Origin of the sequence: Methanococcoides sp. NM1 (assembly GCF_900774285.1) — an archaeon.
GTDB classification, from domain to species: Archaea; Halobacteriota; Methanosarcinia; order Methanosarcinales; family Methanosarcinaceae; genus Methanococcoides; species Methanococcoides vulcani.
Map to the genome: position 1 here is coordinate 181291 of NZ_CAAGTW010000005.1, position 18841 is coordinate 200131.

The 18841-nt window shown below is 44.5% G+C and carries 21 protein-coding genes; 13 read left to right on the top strand and 8 right to left on the bottom strand.

Going from position 1 to position 18841, the window contains the following annotated elements; all coding sequences use genetic code 11:
- Positions 1-16: 16 nt before the first annotated feature.
- From E7X56_RS06785 to E7X56_RS06810, 6 genes are all read left to right on the top strand, one after another.
- Positions 17-430: a heat-shock protein gene (locus E7X56_RS06785; protein WP_135606052.1), complete on the top strand. Its 414-nt coding sequence runs from the start codon at positions 17-19 to the stop codon at positions 428-430.
- 153 nt (positions 431-583) lie between these two features.
- Complete coding sequence (gene grpE / locus E7X56_RS06790) at positions 584-1162, top strand: nucleotide exchange factor GrpE (protein ID WP_135606053.1); 579 nt, start codon at positions 584-586, stop codon at positions 1160-1162.
- A 96-nt stretch (positions 1163-1258) separates the two neighbouring features.
- A complete protein-coding gene (gene dnaK / locus E7X56_RS06795) occupies positions 1259-3118 on the top strand; it encodes a molecular chaperone DnaK (RefSeq protein ID WP_135606054.1) in 1860 nt (619 codons plus the stop codon).
- A gap of 66 nt (positions 3119-3184) precedes the next feature.
- Entirely contained in the window at positions 3185-4384 is a 1200-nt protein-coding gene (gene dnaJ, locus E7X56_RS06800) for a molecular chaperone DnaJ (RefSeq protein ID WP_135606055.1), read from the top strand.
- Positions 4385-4512: 128 nt separating this feature from the next.
- Entirely contained in the window at positions 4513-5847 is a 1335-nt protein-coding gene (gene trkA, locus E7X56_RS06805) for a Trk system potassium transporter TrkA (protein WP_135606056.1), read from the top strand.
- 20 nt (positions 5848-5867) lie between these two features.
- A complete protein-coding gene (locus E7X56_RS06810; RefSeq protein WP_135606057.1) occupies positions 5868-7307 on the top strand; it encodes a TrkH family potassium uptake protein in 1440 nt (479 codons plus the stop codon).
- 53 nt (positions 7308-7360) lie between these two features.
- On the opposite strand, the gene E7X56_RS06815 is transcribed toward E7X56_RS06810, so the two are convergent.
- Together E7X56_RS06815 and E7X56_RS06820 are read right to left on the bottom strand one after the other, a co-directional pair.
- On the bottom strand, positions 7361-8581 hold the full coding sequence (locus E7X56_RS06815; RefSeq protein WP_135606058.1) for an NAD(P)/FAD-dependent oxidoreductase: 1221 nt from the start codon (positions 8579-8581) through the stop codon (positions 7361-7363).
- Entirely contained in the window at positions 8578-8754 is a 177-nt protein-coding gene (locus E7X56_RS06820) for a 4Fe-4S binding protein (RefSeq protein ID WP_135606059.1), read from the bottom strand. The genes E7X56_RS06815 and E7X56_RS06820 overlap by 4 nt, the downstream gene beginning before the upstream one ends.
- Before the next feature lie 287 nt (positions 8755-9041).
- On the opposite strand from E7X56_RS06820, the gene cutA reads away from it, so the two are divergent.
- Positions 9042-9356 (top strand): divalent-cation tolerance protein CutA, encoded by a 315-nt coding sequence (gene cutA, locus E7X56_RS06825; protein WP_135606060.1) that lies wholly within the window; start codon positions 9042-9044, stop codon positions 9354-9356.
- Here cutA and cofC read toward each other — a convergent pair.
- The 6 genes from cofC to E7X56_RS06855 all read right to left on the bottom strand — a co-directional run bounded on the left by cofC (position 9333) and on the right by E7X56_RS06855 (position 14754).
- A complete protein-coding gene (gene cofC / locus E7X56_RS06830; protein WP_135606061.1) occupies positions 9333-9980 on the bottom strand; it encodes a 2-phospho-L-lactate guanylyltransferase in 648 nt (215 codons plus the stop codon). The two genes, cutA and cofC, sit on opposite strands and share 24 nt — an antisense overlap.
- 1 nt (position 9981) lies before the next feature.
- Positions 9982-11052, bottom strand: a complete 1071-nt coding sequence (gene cofH, locus E7X56_RS06835; protein ID WP_135606062.1) for a 5-amino-6-(D-ribitylamino)uracil--L-tyrosine 4-hydroxyphenyl transferase CofH — start codon at positions 11050-11052, stop codon at positions 9982-9984.
- On the bottom strand, positions 11052-12122 hold the full coding sequence (gene cofH / locus E7X56_RS06840; protein ID WP_135606063.1) for a 5-amino-6-(D-ribitylamino)uracil--L-tyrosine 4-hydroxyphenyl transferase CofH: 1071 nt from the start codon (positions 12120-12122) through the stop codon (positions 11052-11054). Before cofH (E7X56_RS06840) ends, cofH (E7X56_RS06835) begins: the two co-directional genes overlap by 1 nt.
- Positions 12119-13111: a 7,8-didemethyl-8-hydroxy-5-deazariboflavin synthase CofG gene (gene cofG / locus E7X56_RS06845; protein ID WP_135606064.1), complete on the bottom strand. Its 993-nt coding sequence runs from the start codon at positions 13109-13111 to the stop codon at positions 12119-12121. Before cofG ends, cofH (E7X56_RS06840) begins: the two co-directional genes overlap by 4 nt.
- Positions 13112-13324: 213 nt before the next feature.
- Entirely contained in the window at positions 13325-14596 is a 1272-nt protein-coding gene (locus tag E7X56_RS06850) for an NAD(P)/FAD-dependent oxidoreductase (RefSeq protein WP_135606065.1), read from the bottom strand.
- Entirely contained in the window at positions 14593-14754 is a 162-nt protein-coding gene (locus E7X56_RS06855; RefSeq protein WP_135606066.1) for a 4Fe-4S binding protein, read from the bottom strand. Before E7X56_RS06855 ends, E7X56_RS06850 begins: the two co-directional genes overlap by 4 nt.
- Positions 14755-15046: 292 nt before the next feature.
- Between E7X56_RS06855 and E7X56_RS06860 the strand changes: the two genes are divergently transcribed.
- The 6 genes from E7X56_RS06860 to fpoD all read left to right on the top strand — a co-directional run bounded on the left by E7X56_RS06860 (position 15047) and on the right by fpoD (position 18836).
- Positions 15047-15466: a DUF22 domain-containing protein gene (locus E7X56_RS06860; protein ID WP_135606067.1), complete on the top strand. Its 420-nt coding sequence runs from the start codon at positions 15047-15049 to the stop codon at positions 15464-15466.
- A 24-nt stretch (positions 15467-15490) separates the two neighbouring features.
- Positions 15491-15997 carry a hypothetical protein gene (locus tag E7X56_RS06865; protein ID WP_091688467.1) on the top strand — a complete coding sequence of 169 codons (507 nt, stop codon included), beginning with the start codon at positions 15491-15493 and terminating at the stop codon, positions 15995-15997.
- Between the two features lie 281 nt (positions 15998-16278).
- Positions 16279-16674 carry a F420H2 dehydrogenase subunit FpoA gene (fpoA, locus tag E7X56_RS06870; RefSeq protein ID WP_135606068.1) on the top strand — a complete coding sequence of 132 codons (396 nt, stop codon included), beginning with the start codon at positions 16279-16281 and terminating at the stop codon, positions 16672-16674.
- Positions 16662-17216: a F(420)H(2) dehydrogenase subunit B gene (fpoB, locus tag E7X56_RS06875; protein ID WP_135606069.1), complete on the top strand. Its 555-nt coding sequence runs from the start codon at positions 16662-16664 to the stop codon at positions 17214-17216. Before fpoA ends, fpoB begins: the two co-directional genes overlap by 13 nt.
- A gap of 9 nt (positions 17217-17225) precedes the next feature.
- The gene (gene fpoC, locus E7X56_RS06880) at positions 17226-17702 is read left to right on the top strand and encodes a F420H2 dehydrogenase subunit FpoC (RefSeq protein ID WP_135606070.1); all 477 of its coding nucleotides are present in this window, start codon (positions 17226-17228) and stop codon (positions 17700-17702) included.
- Between the two features lie 9 nt (positions 17703-17711).
- Positions 17712-18836, top strand: a complete 1125-nt coding sequence (gene fpoD / locus E7X56_RS06885; RefSeq protein ID WP_135606071.1) for a F420H2 dehydrogenase subunit FpoD — start codon at positions 17712-17714, stop codon at positions 18834-18836.
- Positions 18837-18841: the final 5 nt, after the last annotated feature.

An 18841-nucleotide genomic window follows, 5' to 3' on the forward strand; every position in this document is an offset into this window, starting at 1 on the left:
GCGAGGGATACAAAGGATGAATGCGGAAATTTCAGATAATCCTTTTTTACAGGCGCTTGCTGTTTCAGGTACCATGTCCATTTTTATGATAGGTATGGCTATTGGAGTCATGAACATTCTTTCTAGTGGCATCAGTCCAATGCCTTCTTCTGTCATATTGCTGATATTTGCTGTGGTTTTCATAGTAGGTTCGGTATTTTTTGAGAAGAGGGGTGCCGACCAGATAGGTGCGCTTATCGGTGGATGTGTCGTGTCACTTGCAGCTACCATCTCTATCTTTTCGTTCTTTGGAGGCGTTGATTTTGTCCTGAAGGACGGTCTCAGTGTATTGGGATGGGATCGGCTGGTGTCAGCACTTGCGATCTGTATGATAGCAAGCATGTTGCTTGTCAAATTGCTTTCCTATAAGATGCAGGCCGAATATGCCTGAACTATTTTGACCAAAGGCGCTTGTTGGAGCTTGTTTTTGGTCTCTTCTTTTTTAGTTTAGCATGCACACAATACCGTAACGCATTTATAGAACTTCAAACAATCATCTGCTGTTATGTTATACCGCTAATAAATTATGGCGGAGTCGTGATCAATGGTAGGTAAATCTGGAAAGAAATCTAAAACTAAAGAAGAGAAGGATTCGTGTACTGGCTGTAAAGGTGACGATTTGTCGGAAAACCTGGCCGGGAATGGGGCCGATAACCAAAATAACGATGGCACTTCCACGGATTCTGATATAATAGAACTTAAAGAACAACTGATCCGCCAGAGGGCTGAGTTCGAGAACTTCAGAAAGCGAAGTGTGCGTGAGAAGGAAGACTTCCGCAAGTTCGCTCTGGAAAATATAATGGTCGAAATGCTGGAAGTATATGATAACTTTGAGCGTGCTCTTGAATCTTCAAAAAAGGCTGATGACGTTCAGTCAGTTATTGAAGGTGTTGAGATGGTATTCAGACAATTCGTCTCTATCCTTGAAAAGGAAGGCCTGAAAAAGATCGATTGCACCGGTAAAGAATTCGACCCGCACCTTCATGAAGCAATGATGCATGTCCAGACCTCAGAACATCCTGACAACCATGTTGTTGATGTCTGTAAGCCCGGATATGAACTGAACTCGAAGGTCATACGTCATGCAATGGTAACAATTGCAGATAATCCGGATGAGAACTAACATTTGATATTATAGGGTATATCTCTTTAGTAATATCATAAAGAAAACCAAATTGCTATTAAGTATTTAATAATCAAAGACAAGTGAGGTATTATCATGGGAAAGATATTAGGTATTGATCTTGGAACTACTAATTCATGTATGGCTGTTATCGAAGGCGGAAAACCTACTGTTGTCCCTAACGCAGAGGGCGCAAGGACCACTCCTTCAGTAGTTGGTTTTTCCAAGAAAGGGGAAAAGCTTGTAGGACAGGTCGCAAAAAGACAGATGATCGCCAACCCTGATAACAGTGTAAGCTCCATTAAGCGTCACATCGGTGAGGGAGACTATAAAGTAAATCTGAACGATAAGGATTACACTCCACAGGAAGTTTCTGCAATGATCCTTCGCAAGCTCAAGGATGACGCTGAAGCATATCTTGGTGAGACCATCACACAGGCTGTTATAACTGTACCTGCTTACTTCAATGATTCCCAGAGGCAGGCTACCAAGGATGCCGGTACTATCGCCGGACTTGAGGTAATGAGGATCATCAACGAACCTACAGCTGCATCTCTCGCATACGGTCTTGACAAAGAGGAAGGCGACCACAAGATCCTTGTGTACGATCTCGGAGGAGGCACTTTTGATGTATCCGTTCTTGAGCTTGGAGACGGTATCTTTGAAGTACTTTCCACAAGTGGAGACACACATCTTGGTGGCGATGACTTTGATCACAGGCTCACAGAATTCCTGGTCGATGAGTTCAAGAAAGCTGAAGGTATCGACCTGTCAAATGATAAGGCTGCACTCCAGCGCCTTAATGATGCTGCTGAGAAGGCAAAGATCGAGCTTTCGGGCGTTGCTTCAACTAACGTGAACCTGCCTTTCATTACAGCAGATTCTAACGGCCAGCCAAAACACATTGATATTGATGTTACAAGGGCACAGTTCGAGAAGATGACCGAAGATCTTGTAGAGAAGACACTTGTTTCCATGAAACAGGCTCTTAGTGATGCAAAAGTAACTCCAAAGGACATTGACAGAGTGCTTCTTATCGGTGGTTCTACCAGAACCCCTGCGGTATATAATCTTGTGAAGGATTTCATTGGAAAGGACCCATACAAGAACATCAATCCTGATGAGGCAGTTGCAGTAGGTGCAGCCATTCAGGCAGGTGTACTTGGTGGAGAGGTCCATGACGTTCTGTTGCTCGATGTTACTCCTCTGACACTTGGTATCGAAACCCTTGGAGGCGTTGCAACACCGCTGATCGAAAGGAATACTACCATTCCTACAAAGAAGAGCCAGATATTCTCAACTGCTGCAGACAGCCAGCCATCTGTGGAGATCCACATCTTGCAGGGTGAGCGAGGAATTGCTTCTGCTAATAAGACACTTGGTCGTTTTGTACTGGATGGCATACCACCTGCACCAAGGGGAATGCCACAGATCGAAGTGAGCTTTGACATTGATTCCAATGGTATCCTTCATGTGAATGCAAAGGACCTTGGTACCGGTAAAGAACAGTCTATCTCTATCCAGAAACCTGGTGGATTGTCCGATGAGGAGATCGATCAAATGGTGAAGGATGCTGAATCCCATGCGGAAGAGGACAAGGCACGTAAGGAAGAGGTAGATATCAGGAACAATGCAGAATCTCTTGTCAATGCTTCTGAGAAGACCCTGAAAGAGGCTGGAGATGTCGCAACCGACGAACAGAAGGCCACGATCGAAAAGTCTATGGCTGATCTGAAAGAGGCTCTGGAAGGCGAAGATATCGAAGCTATCAAAGCTAAGACCGAAGCATTACAGGAAGCTGTTTACAAGGTCTCCGCTGCAATGTACGAGAAGGCACAGCAGGAAGCAGCTGCAGGTGCTGAAGCTTCCGAAGATGCAGGGGCATCCACTTCAGACTCCGGATCCGATGAAACTGTTGTCGATGCGGACTATGAGGTTGTCGACGAAGACAAATAAATATCTTGACTGTATAGGTGCAGATGCTTCCCATCTGCACTTTAATTTATCCATGAAGGAGATTTAATGTCGACCACACGTGATTATTACGAAATACTTGGTGTAGCCAAGGATGCCTCTGAGACCGATATCAAGAAAGCATATCGCAAACTTGCGATGAAATTCCATCCTGACAAGAACAAGGGTGATGGTGCTGAAGAGAAGTTCAAGGAGATATCCGAAGCTTATGCTGTGCTATCCGATGATGAGAAAAGATCACAGTATGATCGGTTTGGCCATGCAGGTATAGACGGTCGATATAGCACAGAAGATATTTTCAGGAATGCTGATTTTGGCGGTTTCGAAGACCTTGGTGATATCTTTGGCAGTATCTTCGGAGGCGGCTTTGGTGGTTTTGGAGGCTTTGGCGGTGGAGGTCGTCGCAGGCAGGGTCCGACAAGGGGTTCTGATCTGAGATATGACTTGGCCGTAACTCTGGAGCAGGCTGCTTTCGGTGAACCGGTGAAGATCAATGTTCCAAGGGCAGAGAACTGTGAGACCTGTGGAGGTACGGGTGCAAAGGAGGGTACAAGTCCGACCACCTGTCCGAAATGTCGTGGCAGCGGTCAGATGACCCATTCACGAAGAACCCCTCTTGGTAACTTCATGACCACTACTACATGTGACAATTGTCACGGTAGGGGTCAGATCATCGAATCTCCGTGTCCTGTCTGTAAAGGTTCAGGTAAGCAGAAGAAAGTACGCAAGATCGAAGTAAGAGTTCCAAAAGGTGCTGATACCGGTCTGCGTCTGAAGATCGGCGGAGAGGGTGAAGCAGGAAGTCCGGGTGCACCATCGGGTGACCTTTATGTTGTGATCCATATAAAACCTCATGAGAAGTTCGATCGCATAGGTGATGATATTGTCTATGAGGTCCCGATTACGTTCTCTCAGGCAGCTCTTGGCTCTGAAGTTATGGTCCCGACGCTTCATGGCAAGGTCAAGATGAAGATCAAAGCAGGAACCCAGACACATTCAATACTACGTCTGAAAGGCAAGGGAATGCCACATCTTCATGGACATGGCCAGGGTGACCAGCTTGTGAAGATCGTTGTTGAGACACCTACAAACCTCACTGATAAACAGAAAGGTCTGCTGGAACAGCTCGATAAGCTCAGTGGTAGTAAGTCCAAAGGATCAAAAGGTGGCAAAGGATTCTTTGACAAGATGAAAGACGCTTTTGAAACTACTATTTCTAATGCTATTCCCGGTCCTGTTGATTCCTGATGACAGGACGGGGAAATTTCTTATTTTTTTATAGGTCGTCATTTCTGTGGAGTAAACTTTAACACAGATACCGGTTATTAACCATATCTTATACTTCCAATTTATTTTCATAGGTTAGTGTGATCTTTATGAAAATCATAATCGTCGGAGCCGGTGAGGTAGGGTATCATATAGCAAGTTCCCTTTATCTCAACAATGATGTTATCGTCATTGATAATGATGAGGATGCATGTGCACGTGCAGATGAGCTCGATGTACAGGTCATTCATGGGAATGGTGCCAATATATCCATATTAGGACAGGTGATCAACGATGCCGATCTTCTTGTTGCTGTGACCGGTTCAGATGAAGTGAACATTGTTGCATGTACAGCAGCCAAACTGCTGGCTCCTTCTTACAGACCATTCAAAACAATGTCAAGGGTCACAAATCCTGATTATATTGACAGGCCGGTTGCAACCCGCACACAGATAGGTATTGATGTCATGATCTGTCCGGAACTCTCCCTCGCTTCAGAGGTTGCCGAGATCCTTTCTATCCCCTCGGCTATTGATGCTGAGGTCTTTGCAGATGGCAAGATCAAGATGATGGAATTCGTCGTATCTGAAGAAAGCGATCTTGTGGACAAGAATATGAAGGACCTGGATCTTTCTGATTGCTGCATAGTTAGTGCTATTTACAGGCAGTCAGACATTATTATTCCTCATGGGGACGATGTGATACATAGTGCTGATCATGTTGTTGTCATCGGGAAATCTGATGCTATGGCTGATGTAGGAGGCCTTTTTGCAGGGCATGAGGATAACGTCAGCAGGGTGCTGATCATCGGTGGAGGTACCGTTGGTTTCTATCTTGCAAAGCTTATTGAAAAAAGTCATGTATCTATAAAGATTATCGAAAAGGATATGGACCGTTGTGAGTTCATTGCTGAAGCACTTCCAAAAGTACTTGTTCTGAAAGGCAATGGAACGGACATCAACCTTCTCAAAGAAGAAGGTGTTCAGGATATGGATGTTGTTATCGCTGTGACGGACAGTGATGAAAAGAACTTGTTATGTGCTCTGCTTGCAAAGCAGCTTGGTGCCAAAAAGGTCGTTGTACGTGCTGATCATCTTGATTATGTTCCACTGTTCGAACTTGTAGGTGTGGATCGTGCTGTAAGTCCAAGGAAAGCCACCATTAATGAAGTATTGAAACTGACCATGGGTACAGGCATTGAAGCCCTGACTATGATCGAGGGTGAAAAGGCGGAGATCATTGAATATACTGCATCAAGCAAGTCAAAGGTAGTTGGAAAACCTTTGAAGAACGTCAAGTTCCCTGAAGGTGCACTTGTCAGCATGGTGGTCCATAAAGGCGATACTTTCGTACCTCGCGGTAACTATATTATCAAGGAAGGCGACCGTGTGCTCATATTCTCATTGCCTTCTGCACATCAGGATGTCGAAAGATTGTTCAAGTAACTTAAAATAGGCGTGTTTTTATGAACTTCGGGATCGTATTTAGCGTATTGGGCTCACTTCTTCGTTTTCTTGGTCCAATGATGCTGGTCCCTCTGGGAGTTGCCCTCTATTATGGTGAATCCCCATATCCTTTTGCAGTCGCGTTTTCATTTACTACCATCGTTGGATCTATACTTTCATTTAGGTATTCCTCATCAGATGAAAGGGAATGGGAGAAACGTGAAGGCTTTGCTATAGTTGCTTTTGGATGGTTTGCCGCAGCACTCTTTGGTTCTATTCCGTATATGTTCGACGGAGTAACGTTTCTTAATGCCCTGTTCGAATCAATGTCAGGTTTTACAACGACCGGAGCAACAGTCTTCGTAGATATTGAAACCCATTCAAGAAGTCTTCTGTTCTGGCGAAGTATGACCCAATGGATTGGTGGTATGGGGATTATCATGTTGTTCATTGCAATTCTCCCAAAGCTGGGAGTTGCAGGGCGTCAGATGTTCCGTGCTGAGGCCCCGGGTCCCAAGGAGGACCAGCTAAAGCCAAGGATAAGGGAAACCGCAAAGATACTCTGGGCTGTCTACGTATCTATTTCCGTAGTGGAGCTTCTTCTACTGCTCATTGCAGGTATGTCCTTCTATGATGCCTGTACGCATACTTTTACCACGATGGCTTGTGGAGGTTTTTCACCTTATGCAGACAGTGTTGCAGCTTTTAACAGTCCTCTCATCGAAGGTATCATCACGCTTTTTATGTTCATTGCAGGTGCGAACTTTGCCCTGCATTACAAGACCTTATATTCGGATAAAAAAAGCCTTCTAAAGGACAATGAGTTCAAGTTCTATTTTGTGATCGTAGGTCTTGCGACGGTCCTTCTGACATTGATACTCTGGAGGGACACGCCCGATTCGATTCCCACATCTTTCAGGTATGCCGTTTTCCAGGTTGTCTCTATACTGACGACAACAGGGTATGCGACCACTGACTTCAACCTGTGGGCTGATTCGGGGAAGGTCGTCTTACTGGCGATGATGTTCATTGGTGGTTGTGCTGGTTCTACTGCAGGTGGTATAAAGGTCGTACGTCTTCTCCTTTTGCTAAAATACGCACGAAGTGAGCTTTTCAAAGCGATCCACCCTAAAGCTGTAAGGCCTATCAAATTCAATGGAAAGAGCGTTCCAGTTGACATTATGCATGCGATCATCTCATTTGTGGTGATCTATTTCCTTATCTTTCTGGTAAGTTCAGCTATCCTTTCCATATTTGGAATGGACCTTACCAGTTCCATTACAGCATCCATAGCAACTCTTGGTAACATAGGTCCAGGCTTTAATATTGTCGGACCCATGGCAAACTTCAGTACTATTCCTGACATTGGAAAGCTTGTGCTGATCGCCAATATGTGGATAGGCAGACTTGAAGTGTTCACTGTTATAGTTATGCTTACTCCGGAGTTCTGGAGAAGATAATTTAAAATAAGATTTTGTTCCATCCATTTTAGGATGGGACTAAAAAGGTCGGATCAGGATCTATATTTAAAGTCAACGTCGTTCTTAACAATGTCCTTAAAGAGTCCCCTGAGGTTCCAGAGAAGTTTTTTGTTTGCTTTGAAAAGAGCAAGTAAGAGGTCCAGAAGGCTCATGCTTGTGAAGTTAACGTTCTTGAGTGAGTTAGCAAGTGAGTTCAGATCCTCATCTGTGAAATTGACAAACGTTTCCTTGACTATCAGGCTGTTGTCGATCTCCCTGCCAATTGTTTCTCTCCAGAGGTCTTCGTATTCCTGCAAGGTCGTTGTAGAATAATCTCCTTTCTTTATTGCTTTTACAGCAATCTCTGCGGCGATCTTTCCTGCATCCATGGCATTAATGATCCCTCCGCCGGTGATAGGGTCGGACTGTCGGGCAGCATCGCCGACGAGCATAAGGCCATTGGCGATAGTCCTGTCTATGGTACCTGATACCGGAACTCCTCCTACGACCATTTCAATGATCTTTGCATCAGGCATGTTCTTTTCAATAAATTCATTCAAAAGATCAATAGGTCTATTTTCACCGGATCTACTACCCAGTATTCCAATTCCAACATTGGCTTTGTTGCCACCTTTTGGGAACAACCATATATACCCTGCAGGTGCGATCTCATTTCCAAGGTAGAAATAACAGAATTCCTGGTCGATATTTGCATTGGATACCAGATATTGTGCACATGTTTCTATGTCTGCGGGCTTTACCGATGTGTCGATACCTGCCCAGCGTCCGACCTTTGATTCCATTCCGTCAGCACCGATGACGATCTTTGAGCGCACTTCATATTCATCTCCCATATGCATGAGCTTTATCCCGCAGACGGTCTCATTCTCAATTATAAGGTCAGTGGCCCTGGTCTTAACCATCACTTCTGCCCCGGCAATAGCACTTTCATTAGCAAGTGCCCGGTCGAATATCTTTCGTTCAAGTACATATCCAACCTCTCCGCCGGCGATCTCCTCTGCCATTTCGATCTCAGTTCCATCCGGCGAAAAGATACGTGAGCCTTTCAGATCAGCACATATCCATCTGGGATCGGGTTCGATATGTTGCTTCAGGTTGTATTTACCCACACCTTCAGCACATCTGATCGGATCTCCGATCTCCTGTCTTTTCTCTATTAGAAGTACGTCAAGTCCTTCCTTTGCAGCTGTTTTGGCAGCAATGGATCCTCCGGGACCGGCGCCGATTACAATAAGATCATATTCCTTTTTCATCTGTCCACCTCGATAGCTCCAAGCGGGCATATCTTCTGGCAGATGCCACATCTTGTACATTTTTTACTGTCTACTTCTATCCATGTTTCGATGAGCTCTAATGCTCCAGTTGGGCAGACGCCCACACATGCACCGCAGTACCCACATTTATATTTATTTATAATGATGCTCATTCATTATCACCGATAGTCAGATGTGATGTACCATTATTACTTTGATAATAATATAGGTTTCGTGAGTTGCTCACTGGCTTATGGAAATTCTTATATGTGTCTGTTTGTTGGAAGCTAATAAAACGACGAAATATGTCTTTTTCGGAAAGTGCTACTAATATATACTACCTAATTGGCATATTTAGGTTAATATTGCTTTATGTTGATAGGTTTCATTTTGACTATTATACATGGTCTGCAGATGAACAGACGATATCTAGATATGTCCTCTGCCAATATTTTGTATTATGCAACATATTATAGTTTACATTACAGCCGGAAGTATGGACGAAGCGCGCATGCTTGGAAAAGAGCTGGTGTCAAGGCGGCTTGCCGCATGTGCTAATATCCATCCAATAAATTCCATCTATATGTGGAATGATAAAATGGTGGAGGATAATGAGGTTGCACTTATATTGAAAACGACCTCTGAAAGATTCGATGCATTAAAAGAAACCGTTGTATTACTTCACAGCTATGATCTTCCATGCATAATTTCATGGGAGGTCACTGGTGAGAAAAAATATCTCCAGTGGATCTCAGATGAAACCGGAAAGCTTTGAAAGCGGTGATATCGTTACGCGCCCTTTTCCGGTTTCGGCACAAAATCGTTTTTCAGCGTATTCTTTTGAAAGACCATTTCCGTATAATAGTAATTCTACAATATCATGAGGTTCATCGATATCGATGCTTGCAAGGAATGAGTCAAAGATCCGTATGCTCTTCCCAAGGTCTTCTGTGATCTCATAATGGCTTATAAAGCTGCAGCCATGGTATTTGACAGTAAATTCCTTTGGTTGCCGGATGAACAGTATGTTCGTACCGCCACCTTTTCCGGGAACGATGACAACGTCTTCGGGGTATGATACTATCTTTTTGATGTGACTGCTTCGCACAAGGGGCAGATCTGCCATGATGACCATGGTTGGCTCATCAACATTTTGAAGGTATGAGTTGATAGATTCATTAAGTCCGGGATCGGTTACAATAAGATCCACATCTAAATCGTCAGGCACTCCTTCGCTGGAGGTAGTAAGGATGTCTATTTCTGTTATCCCTGCGGAGCATAATGAGCTGACCACATCCCTTAGCATGAGTTCGACGAATTCCTCGCGCTCGTTCTGTGAAAGTACCGGAGATAGCCTTGATTTGGCATTCTCTTTTTTATATGGGATCACTGCCCGCATATTAGATTTCCTCGTATAATGCATTCCTTCGCATCGGCTTGCGGCCTTCACTTGTGATGATCCATTCCAGCTCTTCCGGTGATAAGTATTCCCCGTTCGCTCCTCCGGATGCCAGGGTGATCTGGTCTTCCATAAGAGTGCCTCCGAGATCATTTGCCCCACAGGATAAAGCTACCTGTGCAAGTTTCTTGCCGAGCTTGACCCAGCATGCCTGAAGGTTGTCCACGTGGTTGTTGAGCAGTACTCTTGCAATAGCTATGAGTTTGAGGTCATCCATTCCAGTGGTCATGAACTTCCCTGAACTCAGCATCTCCTCGCCAACACGGTTGTTGTAAGGCATGAAAGGCATTGTTATCAGTTCGGTGAACGCTCCGGTCTCTTCCTGTATATTGCGCACTGTCAGTATGTGGTCGAACCGTTCTTCCCATGTTTCCACATGACCGTACATAATGGTGGCATTGGTACGCAGGCCGACCCTGTGAGATGCCTTAATGGTCTCTATCCACTGGTTGGTTGTTATCTTATCCTCACAGATGATATTTCGTACACGGTCTGAAAGGATCTCTGCAGATGTCCCGGTAAGTGTGCCCAGTCCGTTCCTTTTCAGTTCGGCAAAAGCATCCTCAAGATGTGTTTTTGAAAGGGACGAAGCATAGTGGATCTCCATTGGTGAAAATCCATGTATGGTCATATCTGGATAAGTGGTGTGTATGCTCTTTACGATATCATTGTAGAATTCAAGGTCAAGTTGTGGAAGGTAACCGCCCTGGATGCAGATCTCAACAGCACCGGCTTTTTCTGCCTGGCCGACCTGCTCGAGCATCTCTTCAATGGTCAGTATGTATCCTTCTCCTTCCCGGAAAGCACAGAATCCGCAGTTTCCTTTGCACATGTTGGTGATGTAGATGTTCCGGTTGGTTACATAGGTCACTGTATCGCCAACTGCCTCTTTGCGCAGGTCATCTGCGAGTGTGTAAAGCTCGAAGGGGTTAACATTCAGAAGTGCAAGTGCATCTTCTTTTGTTGCGGTTCCCTTGTATGCCCGTTCAATGATATCTTTGGGAATGGTCATTATAATATGCTCCTGTAAAGGGTGTCTCTCTGAACCGGCGTTCTTTCTGCAGCCCTGATGATCCATTCCAGTTCTTCCACAGTGATGACTTCCCCATTAGATGCTCCTGCTGATCTTGAGATACTTTCTTCCATTAGCGTGCCTCCAAGATCGTTGCCACCGCATAGCAGGGCAACCTGTGCAATCTTCTTTCCAAGCTTTACCCAGCTTACCTGGATATTCTCTATATGTGTATTGAGTAAAATACGTGCCAGCGAATAGACTTTCAGGTCTTCCACTCCTGTTGTCATGAACTGACCACTTTTAAGCATCTCGTCCCCTATCCTGTTATTGTAGGGCATGAAAGGAAGTGGCACGAACTCTGTGAAACCCCCGGTATTTTTCTGGATCTCACGGATGGTGAGTATGTGATCAATGCGTTCTTCCCATGTTTCCACATGTCCGTACATCATCGTGGCAGTTGTGGGGATCCCTGCCTGATGCGCGGATGTTACTATATCTACCCACTGCTGTTTCGTGATCTTTTCAGGACAGATGATATCGCGTACCCGGTCTGCCAGTATCTCTGCAGCGGTCCCTGGCATGGTGTTCAATCCATTCTTCTTAAGTTCAGCAAGAGTTTCTTCAATTGTCAGGCCACTGGAAGTGGCGGCATGGTAAACTTCCATTGGTGAGAAACAGTGGGTATGAATGTGGTGGTGGTCTTCTTTAACTGCCCTGAGAATGTCCAGATACAGGTCGAGTTTTACATCCTGCATCAATCCTCCCTGAATGCACAGCTCTGTGGCGCCTGCTGCAACTGCCTCATCAATTTTTTCCCTGATCTGTTCAGGTGAGAGCACGTATCCTTTTTTATTCTTGAATGCACAGAATCCACATGTTCCGATACATTTGTCTGTGAAATTGATGTTGCGGTTGACAACATAGGTAACGTTATCTCCAACTGCCTCATATCTTAGCTGGTCTGCCAATGCATATAGTTCAAAGGGTTTCACTTCCAGTAGTTTAAGAGCATCTTCTTTGGTCGTGGTGCCCTGGTATGCTCTTTCTACGATATCTTCAGGGATCATTGCTGTTTCCTCTTGAATCCGTTTTTATCGGTAAGTGTTTCTATAAGGTCGGAAAGGTTGCTGCTGTACCATCCTTTCTTAATATGATGTGGATAGATCGGTAATCTTTCTTTCAGGGGTATTTCTCCTGTCATCTGCTGAAGATCGACCACACTTGGCCATTCAGCTTCGGGATTGATCCAGTCGATGGTGGTGGGTGATATTCCTCCAATGTCGGTAGCTCCATGTTGTATCAGTATATGGGGCTCGATAAGGTTTGGTGCGACCTGAACTGCAACATCATCCGGCAGGATTTCCCTTGCAAGGGAGACTGTCTGGATCATCTCTTCTTTTGTAGGTGGAATATGGTCGGCCATGGGGGTATCCGGTTTAGGCATAAAGTTCTGGATGATAACTTCCTGGATATGTCCGAACTCTTTATGGATGGATGCGATAGTTTCCAGGGAATGCTTCCTGTCCTCTATGCTTTCTCCGATGCCTACCAGTATGCCTGTTGTGAAAGGTATCCGCAGTTCACCGGCAGTACGTATCATCTCGATGCGCTTTGAAGGAGCTTTTCCGGGAGATTCGCAGTGGGCTTTCAATTCTGCAGTGGTTTCCAGCATAAGGCCCATGCTAACGTTGAGTGGTTTTAGCATCTCTAGTTCGCGACGGTTAAGAATGCCTGCATTGGTATGCGGCAGTAGTCCTATCTCGATGGCAAGTTCACAAAGTTCAGTGACATACTCGATGGTGCTGGAATACCCCATCTTTTTGAGTTCCTTTCTGTATTCGGGAACCTCTTCGGCATATTCTCCAAAAACAAAAAGCGCTTCAGTACATCCTGCTTCTTTTCCATTTTTCAGGATCGGTATTATCTCCTCTACACTCATGAGGCGGGCTTCCGGATGGTCCGGATCGCGCCTGAATGTGCAGTATCCGCAACGGTTCCTGCAAATGTTCGTAACAGGAATGAAGACATTGCGTGAGAAGGTCACAAATTCGGGCATAATTGGTGAATGAATGAAGGAATTAGTACATAAGTTTAATCGAAGATACATTTGTGACGCAGATCAGACCTGAAGGGGTAAAGTGGGTCAAAGGTTTGGAAATTCTGCGAAAAAGAAATAATTGTTGGTGGGGGACAGTTCCACTTCTGAATATAGGGGGCAAATATTGATGATGGACAATAAGCCGCCATCAAAAAGAGTTTTTGTCAGTTTTTAATTGTCCAGAATGAGCTCCATGGTGTTCTTAACACCAAGGGCTACGCCTTCAACTTCAATTCCGCCCTTGCCTTTTGCACCATCGCCCACTACATACAGCCCTTCTATAGGTGTTGTATTGCCGATGTCTGAACCTGATGATGACCTGTTGACGGGCCAGCCACTATAATATGATTGTGTAAGGAGCACTTCGAAGTCCTTGCCTGCAAAGATCTCTTCGACATCCTTGATACCCAGGTCGATCTCATCCTCAAGATAAGGGATCCTTTCCCATTGGGTTGTCTGGTGGGCCATAACAAGGTGTTTACCTTGTGGTGCCAGATCCGGATCGATGTTGGTCACCTCGTTAATACCATTTACAAGTCTGGCCGAGGGTGTGAACAGAACACCTCCATGTCCGATCAGTGGCTCATTTGCAGCAAGGCAGATCTTAACTCCGGCAGAAGGCTTTGTTACTTTTATCCTGTCCAGGTATTGCTGGTGTTCTTCGTTGATCTTCACATCTTTACAAAGGTCATGTGTAAAATTATGTCCTATATTGCTGATCACAAGGTCTGCCGGATATTTTTGACCATCTATAATGACGCCTGAAGCTTTTCCATCTTTGATGATGATCTCTGATACCTCTTTATCGGTGTACATGGTTCCACCGTTGCTCCTGACGACATCCGCCAGTGCATCAGTAACAGCTTTACAACCTCCGATAGGTACTCCGGGGCCACCGTAGCGGTACAGGTTCTCAAATATTTCAAATACTTCTTCTGCAGGAACATCAGCTGCTTTCAGGCTAAGGGCCCAGCCGCAGAAGGAATCTGCCATTTGATATGCAAGAGGTGTATTAAAGTTCCTGGAAATCCATTCTGCAAAGGAACAGTCCTTTGGGGGATTTTTTCTGGTAGTTATCATGAAAATCGCAAGCTTGATCCTGTTCCAGAGTGAGAATACCTTCCCGAACTTTCCAAAGGGCACATCTTCATAAATGTTGTTCTCAATGTCTTCGAAGATACGCATGAAAGCCATTCCTTCATCGCGCTCGATGGTGACATCTGCGCCCACTTCCTCGAGGAGTTGTGCCAACGGTCCGGTTGGACCATGTGGTATCATGTGGAGCGCGCCTGTGGTCAATTGGTAACCTTTGATATCAATATTGGTGAACCTACCTCCTGTCACAGGCAAGCGTTCGAATACCTCAACCTCATATCCTGATCCTGATAATTTAGCCGCGCTTAGCAAACCGCCAAGTCCCGCTCCTATTACTATGACCTTCATTCAGCTACCTCGATTGCTTTCATGGGGCAGTATGTTGCACATATCCCGCATTCTACGCATTTATCTGTGATATATGCCTTACTTTTAACAATGATCGCATCTTTTTTACAAAATGCAGTGCACTGGCCACATCCAACACAGTTTTCATTGACTTTCATTAATTTCCCTCGAGTTTTGTCCTTTTAAGTCCTTCAATACTCAAAAGGATTTTGTTCAATTCATGTGTCAGTAATTAATTGACACGCTTCATTTTTGAACCTGCTCTTTTCTATATGAGGATCTTGAAGTAATTATTAATATTGAAATGCCATATTATCTTATAATTATTATTTTGGGTACTTGGGGGTCGAAGCTATCATTGAAGTTCCGGGAGTGCCAACTACAAATTGTTCATTAACAATAATGACAATCTATTTATACTAAAATGCCAACATCTATTATGGTGATTTTATGTCCACGGAAACGATACAAGTAGTAGCTCGTAAAGACGGTGAATTGATTTCAACGAAGTTCAAGGCCGCACCCTATGAATTCACGATCGCCACCCGTGCAAAGTGGGAGATGATGATCGCTGATGAGGATGTGGAACTTCGCGCTGGCGAATACAAGAAGATCGCTATACAGGAGGTCATATTAGATGCGGACACTCTTGCAATTCCGTGTGCTTTTACTTACCATGCGGTAGCTTCTGTCCTGAAGGTATCTTCCAAGGAAGGTAATTGTCTTGTGGAGAAGCCACGAACTATCAAATATGTTTATGCTTTCGGGCAAGAGACCGGAAAGGTCCGGGCAGGAGACCTTCTAGGTGTGCTTAACATCTTCCCTATCATGTTCACAAGGGAAGCTATGAAGCCTGTCCTGGTCAAATAAGAAGAGCTGCAGGGGGTATCCTATATGGAAAAATGCGTGATCTGCGGAGAAGATCAGGACTATAAGCAATATGAGGGCTATAATATCTGTACTGCATGTGCAGATATTATGGAAGATGTAATGGGCGAGTATTTCATGAAGACCGTGCAGGATGCTTCAAAGCCAAAAGCACATGAAGGATATCTGCACTATCTGGACAATACTACCCGCTATGTAAGCGATTACAAGAAGATAACCTCTAAATCGCAGAAGTATACAAAAGATGTCAGTGAGCGTGCTGATGATGCTATTCAAGAGAGCAAGACACCTTCAAAACAGCGTTATTTTGAGCGCATGCATGAAGTTCTTGACTGGCTTGAGAAGACTCCTCAGTTCTATCATTACTACTTTAAGGAGCATTATATGTGCCCCAGTTGCGGCTCATCCATCTTTGACAAGTATGAATCGGAAGAAGTTGGTGAATGGCTCGTTATCTCCTGTTCGAACTGTGGTGCTATGATTAAGAAATATTTCTCGCCAAAACTGGTCTGACGATCGAGAGGGCAGGTCATTACCTGCTTCTCAGCATTCTTATTTTAATTACTATTTTATAATTATTTTGTTTATTATTTCTATTATTTGTTGTAAATATCGTTTATTATGACTCAAAATAGAAATATCGATGACTTATCTTAGTCTTTCATTCTGTATACTTTCTATGCTATATATCGTCATGTTTTATCATGAATGACTGTTTTTTGGAAATAGTTATATAGAGAATACTATATTTACGATTGTAATATCTACGATTAGTAATCATCAGGTGATTCATCATGTCAGTAATAATCGATAGTAGCAATATTATCAATAGTTACATTCCGGTTGCTGTGTTTCTTGTTGTTTCGCTTCTAATGCCACCTGCAACAATGGCCATGGTCAAGTTGCTAAGCCCCAGAAGCAAATCACCTAATAAATATGCGACCTATGAATGTGGTTCCGATCCGTTAGGAGATGCGCGAATACAGTTCAATGTTGAGTATTATCTTTATGCGATCGCATTCGTTGTGTTCGATATCGAAGTTCTTTTCCTTTATCCATGGGCTATGGTATACATAGGCAATGGTGTCGATATGGTAACAGCGATCGTTGAGATGTTGATCTTCATTTTCGTTTTGTTGTTTGGATATGCCTACTTATGGAAGAAGGGTGCTCTTAAATGGATGAATTAAACGATAATGTACCGGTCAAGGATCAGGAGGAGTACGTGGAAGAGATTCCAGATGTTATTACCACCACTTCCATGGCTATTAATGAATTCTTGAAAAAGACAAAAGCACAGGATGTAATAAACTGGGGTAGAAAGAACTCCCTATGGTTCATGACTCAGCCAATGGGTTGCTGTGGTGTGGAAATGATCGCTACAGGTTGTGCTCACTATGATACTGACAGGTTCGGTATCATCCCACGTAATTCCCCAAGGCACGCAGATGTCATGATCATCAGTGGATACGTGACAAGGAAATACCTTCCTGCACTTCAGAAACTGTGGGAACAGATGGCTGCACCAAAGTGGGTAATATGCATGGGTGACTGCTCTATTAGTGGCGGTCCTTTCTATGAATCCTACAGCACAGTGCAGAACATTGACAAAATGTTCCCTATAGATGTTTTTATTCCAGGATGTCCACCAAGGCCGGAAGCCCTGCTTCAGGGATTCCTTGAGCTTCAGAAGAAGATCATGGCCAAAAAGGACCATGGGACGGATTATTGAGGTTATATCATGGATGCAAAAAGCATTATTGATTCATTGGTCAACAAGTTCCAGGACTCCCTTACGGACGCAAAGGTAGATTCTGACATAAGGATCTCTGCTTACCTGGAACCTGAAATGATCAAAGACGTTTGTCAGTACCTGAAAGATGAACTTGCATTTGACCATCTTTCAAGCGAAACTGCAATAGATTATCCTAAAAGGAACGAGATCGTGGTTGTTTATCATATAGCTTCATACGACCATCCTGTATTGCTTACCATTAAGGTGAAGCTTCCAAGGGATGCTCCTGAGATCGAGTCCATCGTTCCTGTCTATTGGAATGCTAATTGGTACGAAAGAGAAACTTACGAACTGTTCGGTGTTAAGTTCAACAACCATCCGGACCTCAGACAGCTTGTTCTTCCAGAGGAGCTGTTAGGGGATTGGCCTTTGAGAAAAGATTATGAAGGCTTCCCGAACAGGACTGCCAGAAATTTGGTGTGAGGCTTAAATATGGATGAAAATGTAGGCCCATCAGAAATGATAGTCCACCTCGGACCACAGCACCCAATGCAGCCCGGACCTTTCAGGTTGAACCTGAGGCTCAGAGGAGAAACTGTAGTTGATGCTGAGATCGAGTTAGGCTTCATTCACAAGGGTATTGAAAAGATTTTAGAGAGCAAGACGTATCTCCAGGGTATTCCTATCGTTGATAGGATATGCTACCTAACAGCAATGACCAACGAAGAAGCATACGTTGGTGCTGTAGAGAAACTTGCAGACATCGAAGTTCCGGAAAGGTCCCAGTATATAAGGGTCATCCTCGAGGAGCTCTCAAGACTTCAGAGCCACCTGCTTGGTATGGGTGAGTTCGGTGAGTTCATTGGCTTTGTATCAATGTTCATGTACACCATCAAGGAAAGGGAAGATATTCTGTCTTTGATGGACATGGTAACAGGAGCACGTGTTACACACACGTTCCTCAAGTACGGCGGTGTACGTGGCGATCTTCCTGAAGGATTCAAGGAAAGATCTGCTGCCGTCTTCGCCGGTCTTAGGGAACAGATCGCTGACTACAGAAAACTGTTCAATGACGATGAGATCTACAAACAGCGTTGTTTCGGTGTCGGTATCCTTGAGGCAAAGACCGCAAGGGATCTGGGTGTATCCGGACCTGCCCTCCGTGCAACAGGTGTTGCCTTTGATATAAGGAAAGATGAACCATATCTTGTTTACAAGGACCTTGATTTCAAGGTGTGCACAGCTACAGATGGTGACATTGCAGCCCGTATCGAGGTAAGGCTCGATGAGATGTTAGAGGCCATGTACATTATAGAACAGTGCCTGGACCAGATGCCAAGCGGACCACTCTTCTATGAGGATTCCCCGTATGGCGTGAGGACCCCTGTAATGAGGGTTCCTGAAGGCGATGTGTTCCACAGGGTAGAGGATCCACGTGGAGAGATGGGCTTCTATGTAGTTTCAGATGGCTCAGATAAACCTCATCGTGTAAAGATAAGAGGACCGGTCTATCCGACCATGCAGGCATTGCCTCCACTCATAACAGGGACCACGGTTGCTGATGTGGCAGCTATTGCAGGTAGTATGGACGGTTGTACCAGTGAGGCGGACAGGTGATAACA

What these genes read in the sequence shown, in the direction of transcription:
- E7X56_RS06785 (WP_135606052.1), top strand. Translation starts at nt 17, where the DNA reads ATGAATGCGGAAATTTCAGATAATCCTTTTTTACAGGCGCTTGCTGTT.
- grpE (WP_135606053.1), top strand. Translation starts at nt 584, where the DNA reads ATGGTAGGTAAATCTGGAAAGAAATCTAAAACTAAAGAAGAGAAGGAT.
- dnaK (WP_135606054.1), top strand. Translation starts at nt 1,259, where the DNA reads ATGGGAAAGATATTAGGTATTGATCTTGGAACTACTAATTCATGTATG.
- dnaJ (WP_135606055.1), top strand. Translation starts at nt 3,185, where the DNA reads ATGTCGACCACACGTGATTATTACGAAATACTTGGTGTAGCCAAGGAT.
- trkA (WP_135606056.1), top strand. Translation starts at nt 4,513, where the DNA reads ATGAAAATCATAATCGTCGGAGCCGGTGAGGTAGGGTATCATATAGCA.
- E7X56_RS06810 (WP_135606057.1), top strand. Translation starts at nt 5,868, where the DNA reads ATGAACTTCGGGATCGTATTTAGCGTATTGGGCTCACTTCTTCGTTTT.
- E7X56_RS06815 (WP_135606058.1), bottom strand. Translation starts at nt 8,581, where the DNA reads ATGAAAAAGGAATATGATCTTATTGTAATCGGCGCCGGTCCCGGAGGA.
- E7X56_RS06820 (WP_135606059.1), bottom strand. Translation starts at nt 8,754, where the DNA reads ATGAGCATCATTATAAATAAATATAAATGTGGGTACTGCGGTGCATGT.
- cutA (WP_135606060.1), top strand. Translation starts at nt 9,042, where the DNA reads ATGCAACATATTATAGTTTACATTACAGCCGGAAGTATGGACGAAGCG.
- cofC (WP_135606061.1), bottom strand. Translation starts at nt 9,980, where the DNA reads ATGCGGGCAGTGATCCCATATAAAAAAGAGAATGCCAAATCAAGGCTA.
- cofH (WP_135606062.1), bottom strand. Translation starts at nt 11,052, where the DNA reads ATGACCATTCCCAAAGATATCATTGAACGGGCATACAAGGGAACCGCA.
- cofH (WP_135606063.1), bottom strand. Translation starts at nt 12,122, where the DNA reads ATGATCCCTGAAGATATCGTAGAAAGAGCATACCAGGGCACCACGACC.
- cofG (WP_135606064.1), bottom strand. Translation starts at nt 13,111, where the DNA reads ATGCCCGAATTTGTGACCTTCTCACGCAATGTCTTCATTCCTGTTACG.
- E7X56_RS06850 (WP_135606065.1), bottom strand. Translation starts at nt 14,596, where the DNA reads ATGAAGGTCATAGTAATAGGAGCGGGACTTGGCGGTTTGCTAAGCGCG.
- E7X56_RS06855 (WP_135606066.1), bottom strand. Translation starts at nt 14,754, where the DNA reads ATGAAAGTCAATGAAAACTGTGTTGGATGTGGCCAGTGCACTGCATTT.
- E7X56_RS06860 (WP_135606067.1), top strand. Translation starts at nt 15,047, where the DNA reads ATGTCCACGGAAACGATACAAGTAGTAGCTCGTAAAGACGGTGAATTG.
- E7X56_RS06865 (WP_091688467.1), top strand. Translation starts at nt 15,491, where the DNA reads ATGGAAAAATGCGTGATCTGCGGAGAAGATCAGGACTATAAGCAATAT.
- fpoA (WP_135606068.1), top strand. Translation starts at nt 16,279, where the DNA reads ATGTCAGTAATAATCGATAGTAGCAATATTATCAATAGTTACATTCCG.
- fpoB (WP_135606069.1), top strand. Translation starts at nt 16,662, where the DNA reads ATGGATGAATTAAACGATAATGTACCGGTCAAGGATCAGGAGGAGTAC.
- fpoC (WP_135606070.1), top strand. Translation starts at nt 17,226, where the DNA reads ATGGATGCAAAAAGCATTATTGATTCATTGGTCAACAAGTTCCAGGAC.
- fpoD (WP_135606071.1), top strand. Translation starts at nt 17,712, where the DNA reads ATGGATGAAAATGTAGGCCCATCAGAAATGATAGTCCACCTCGGACCA.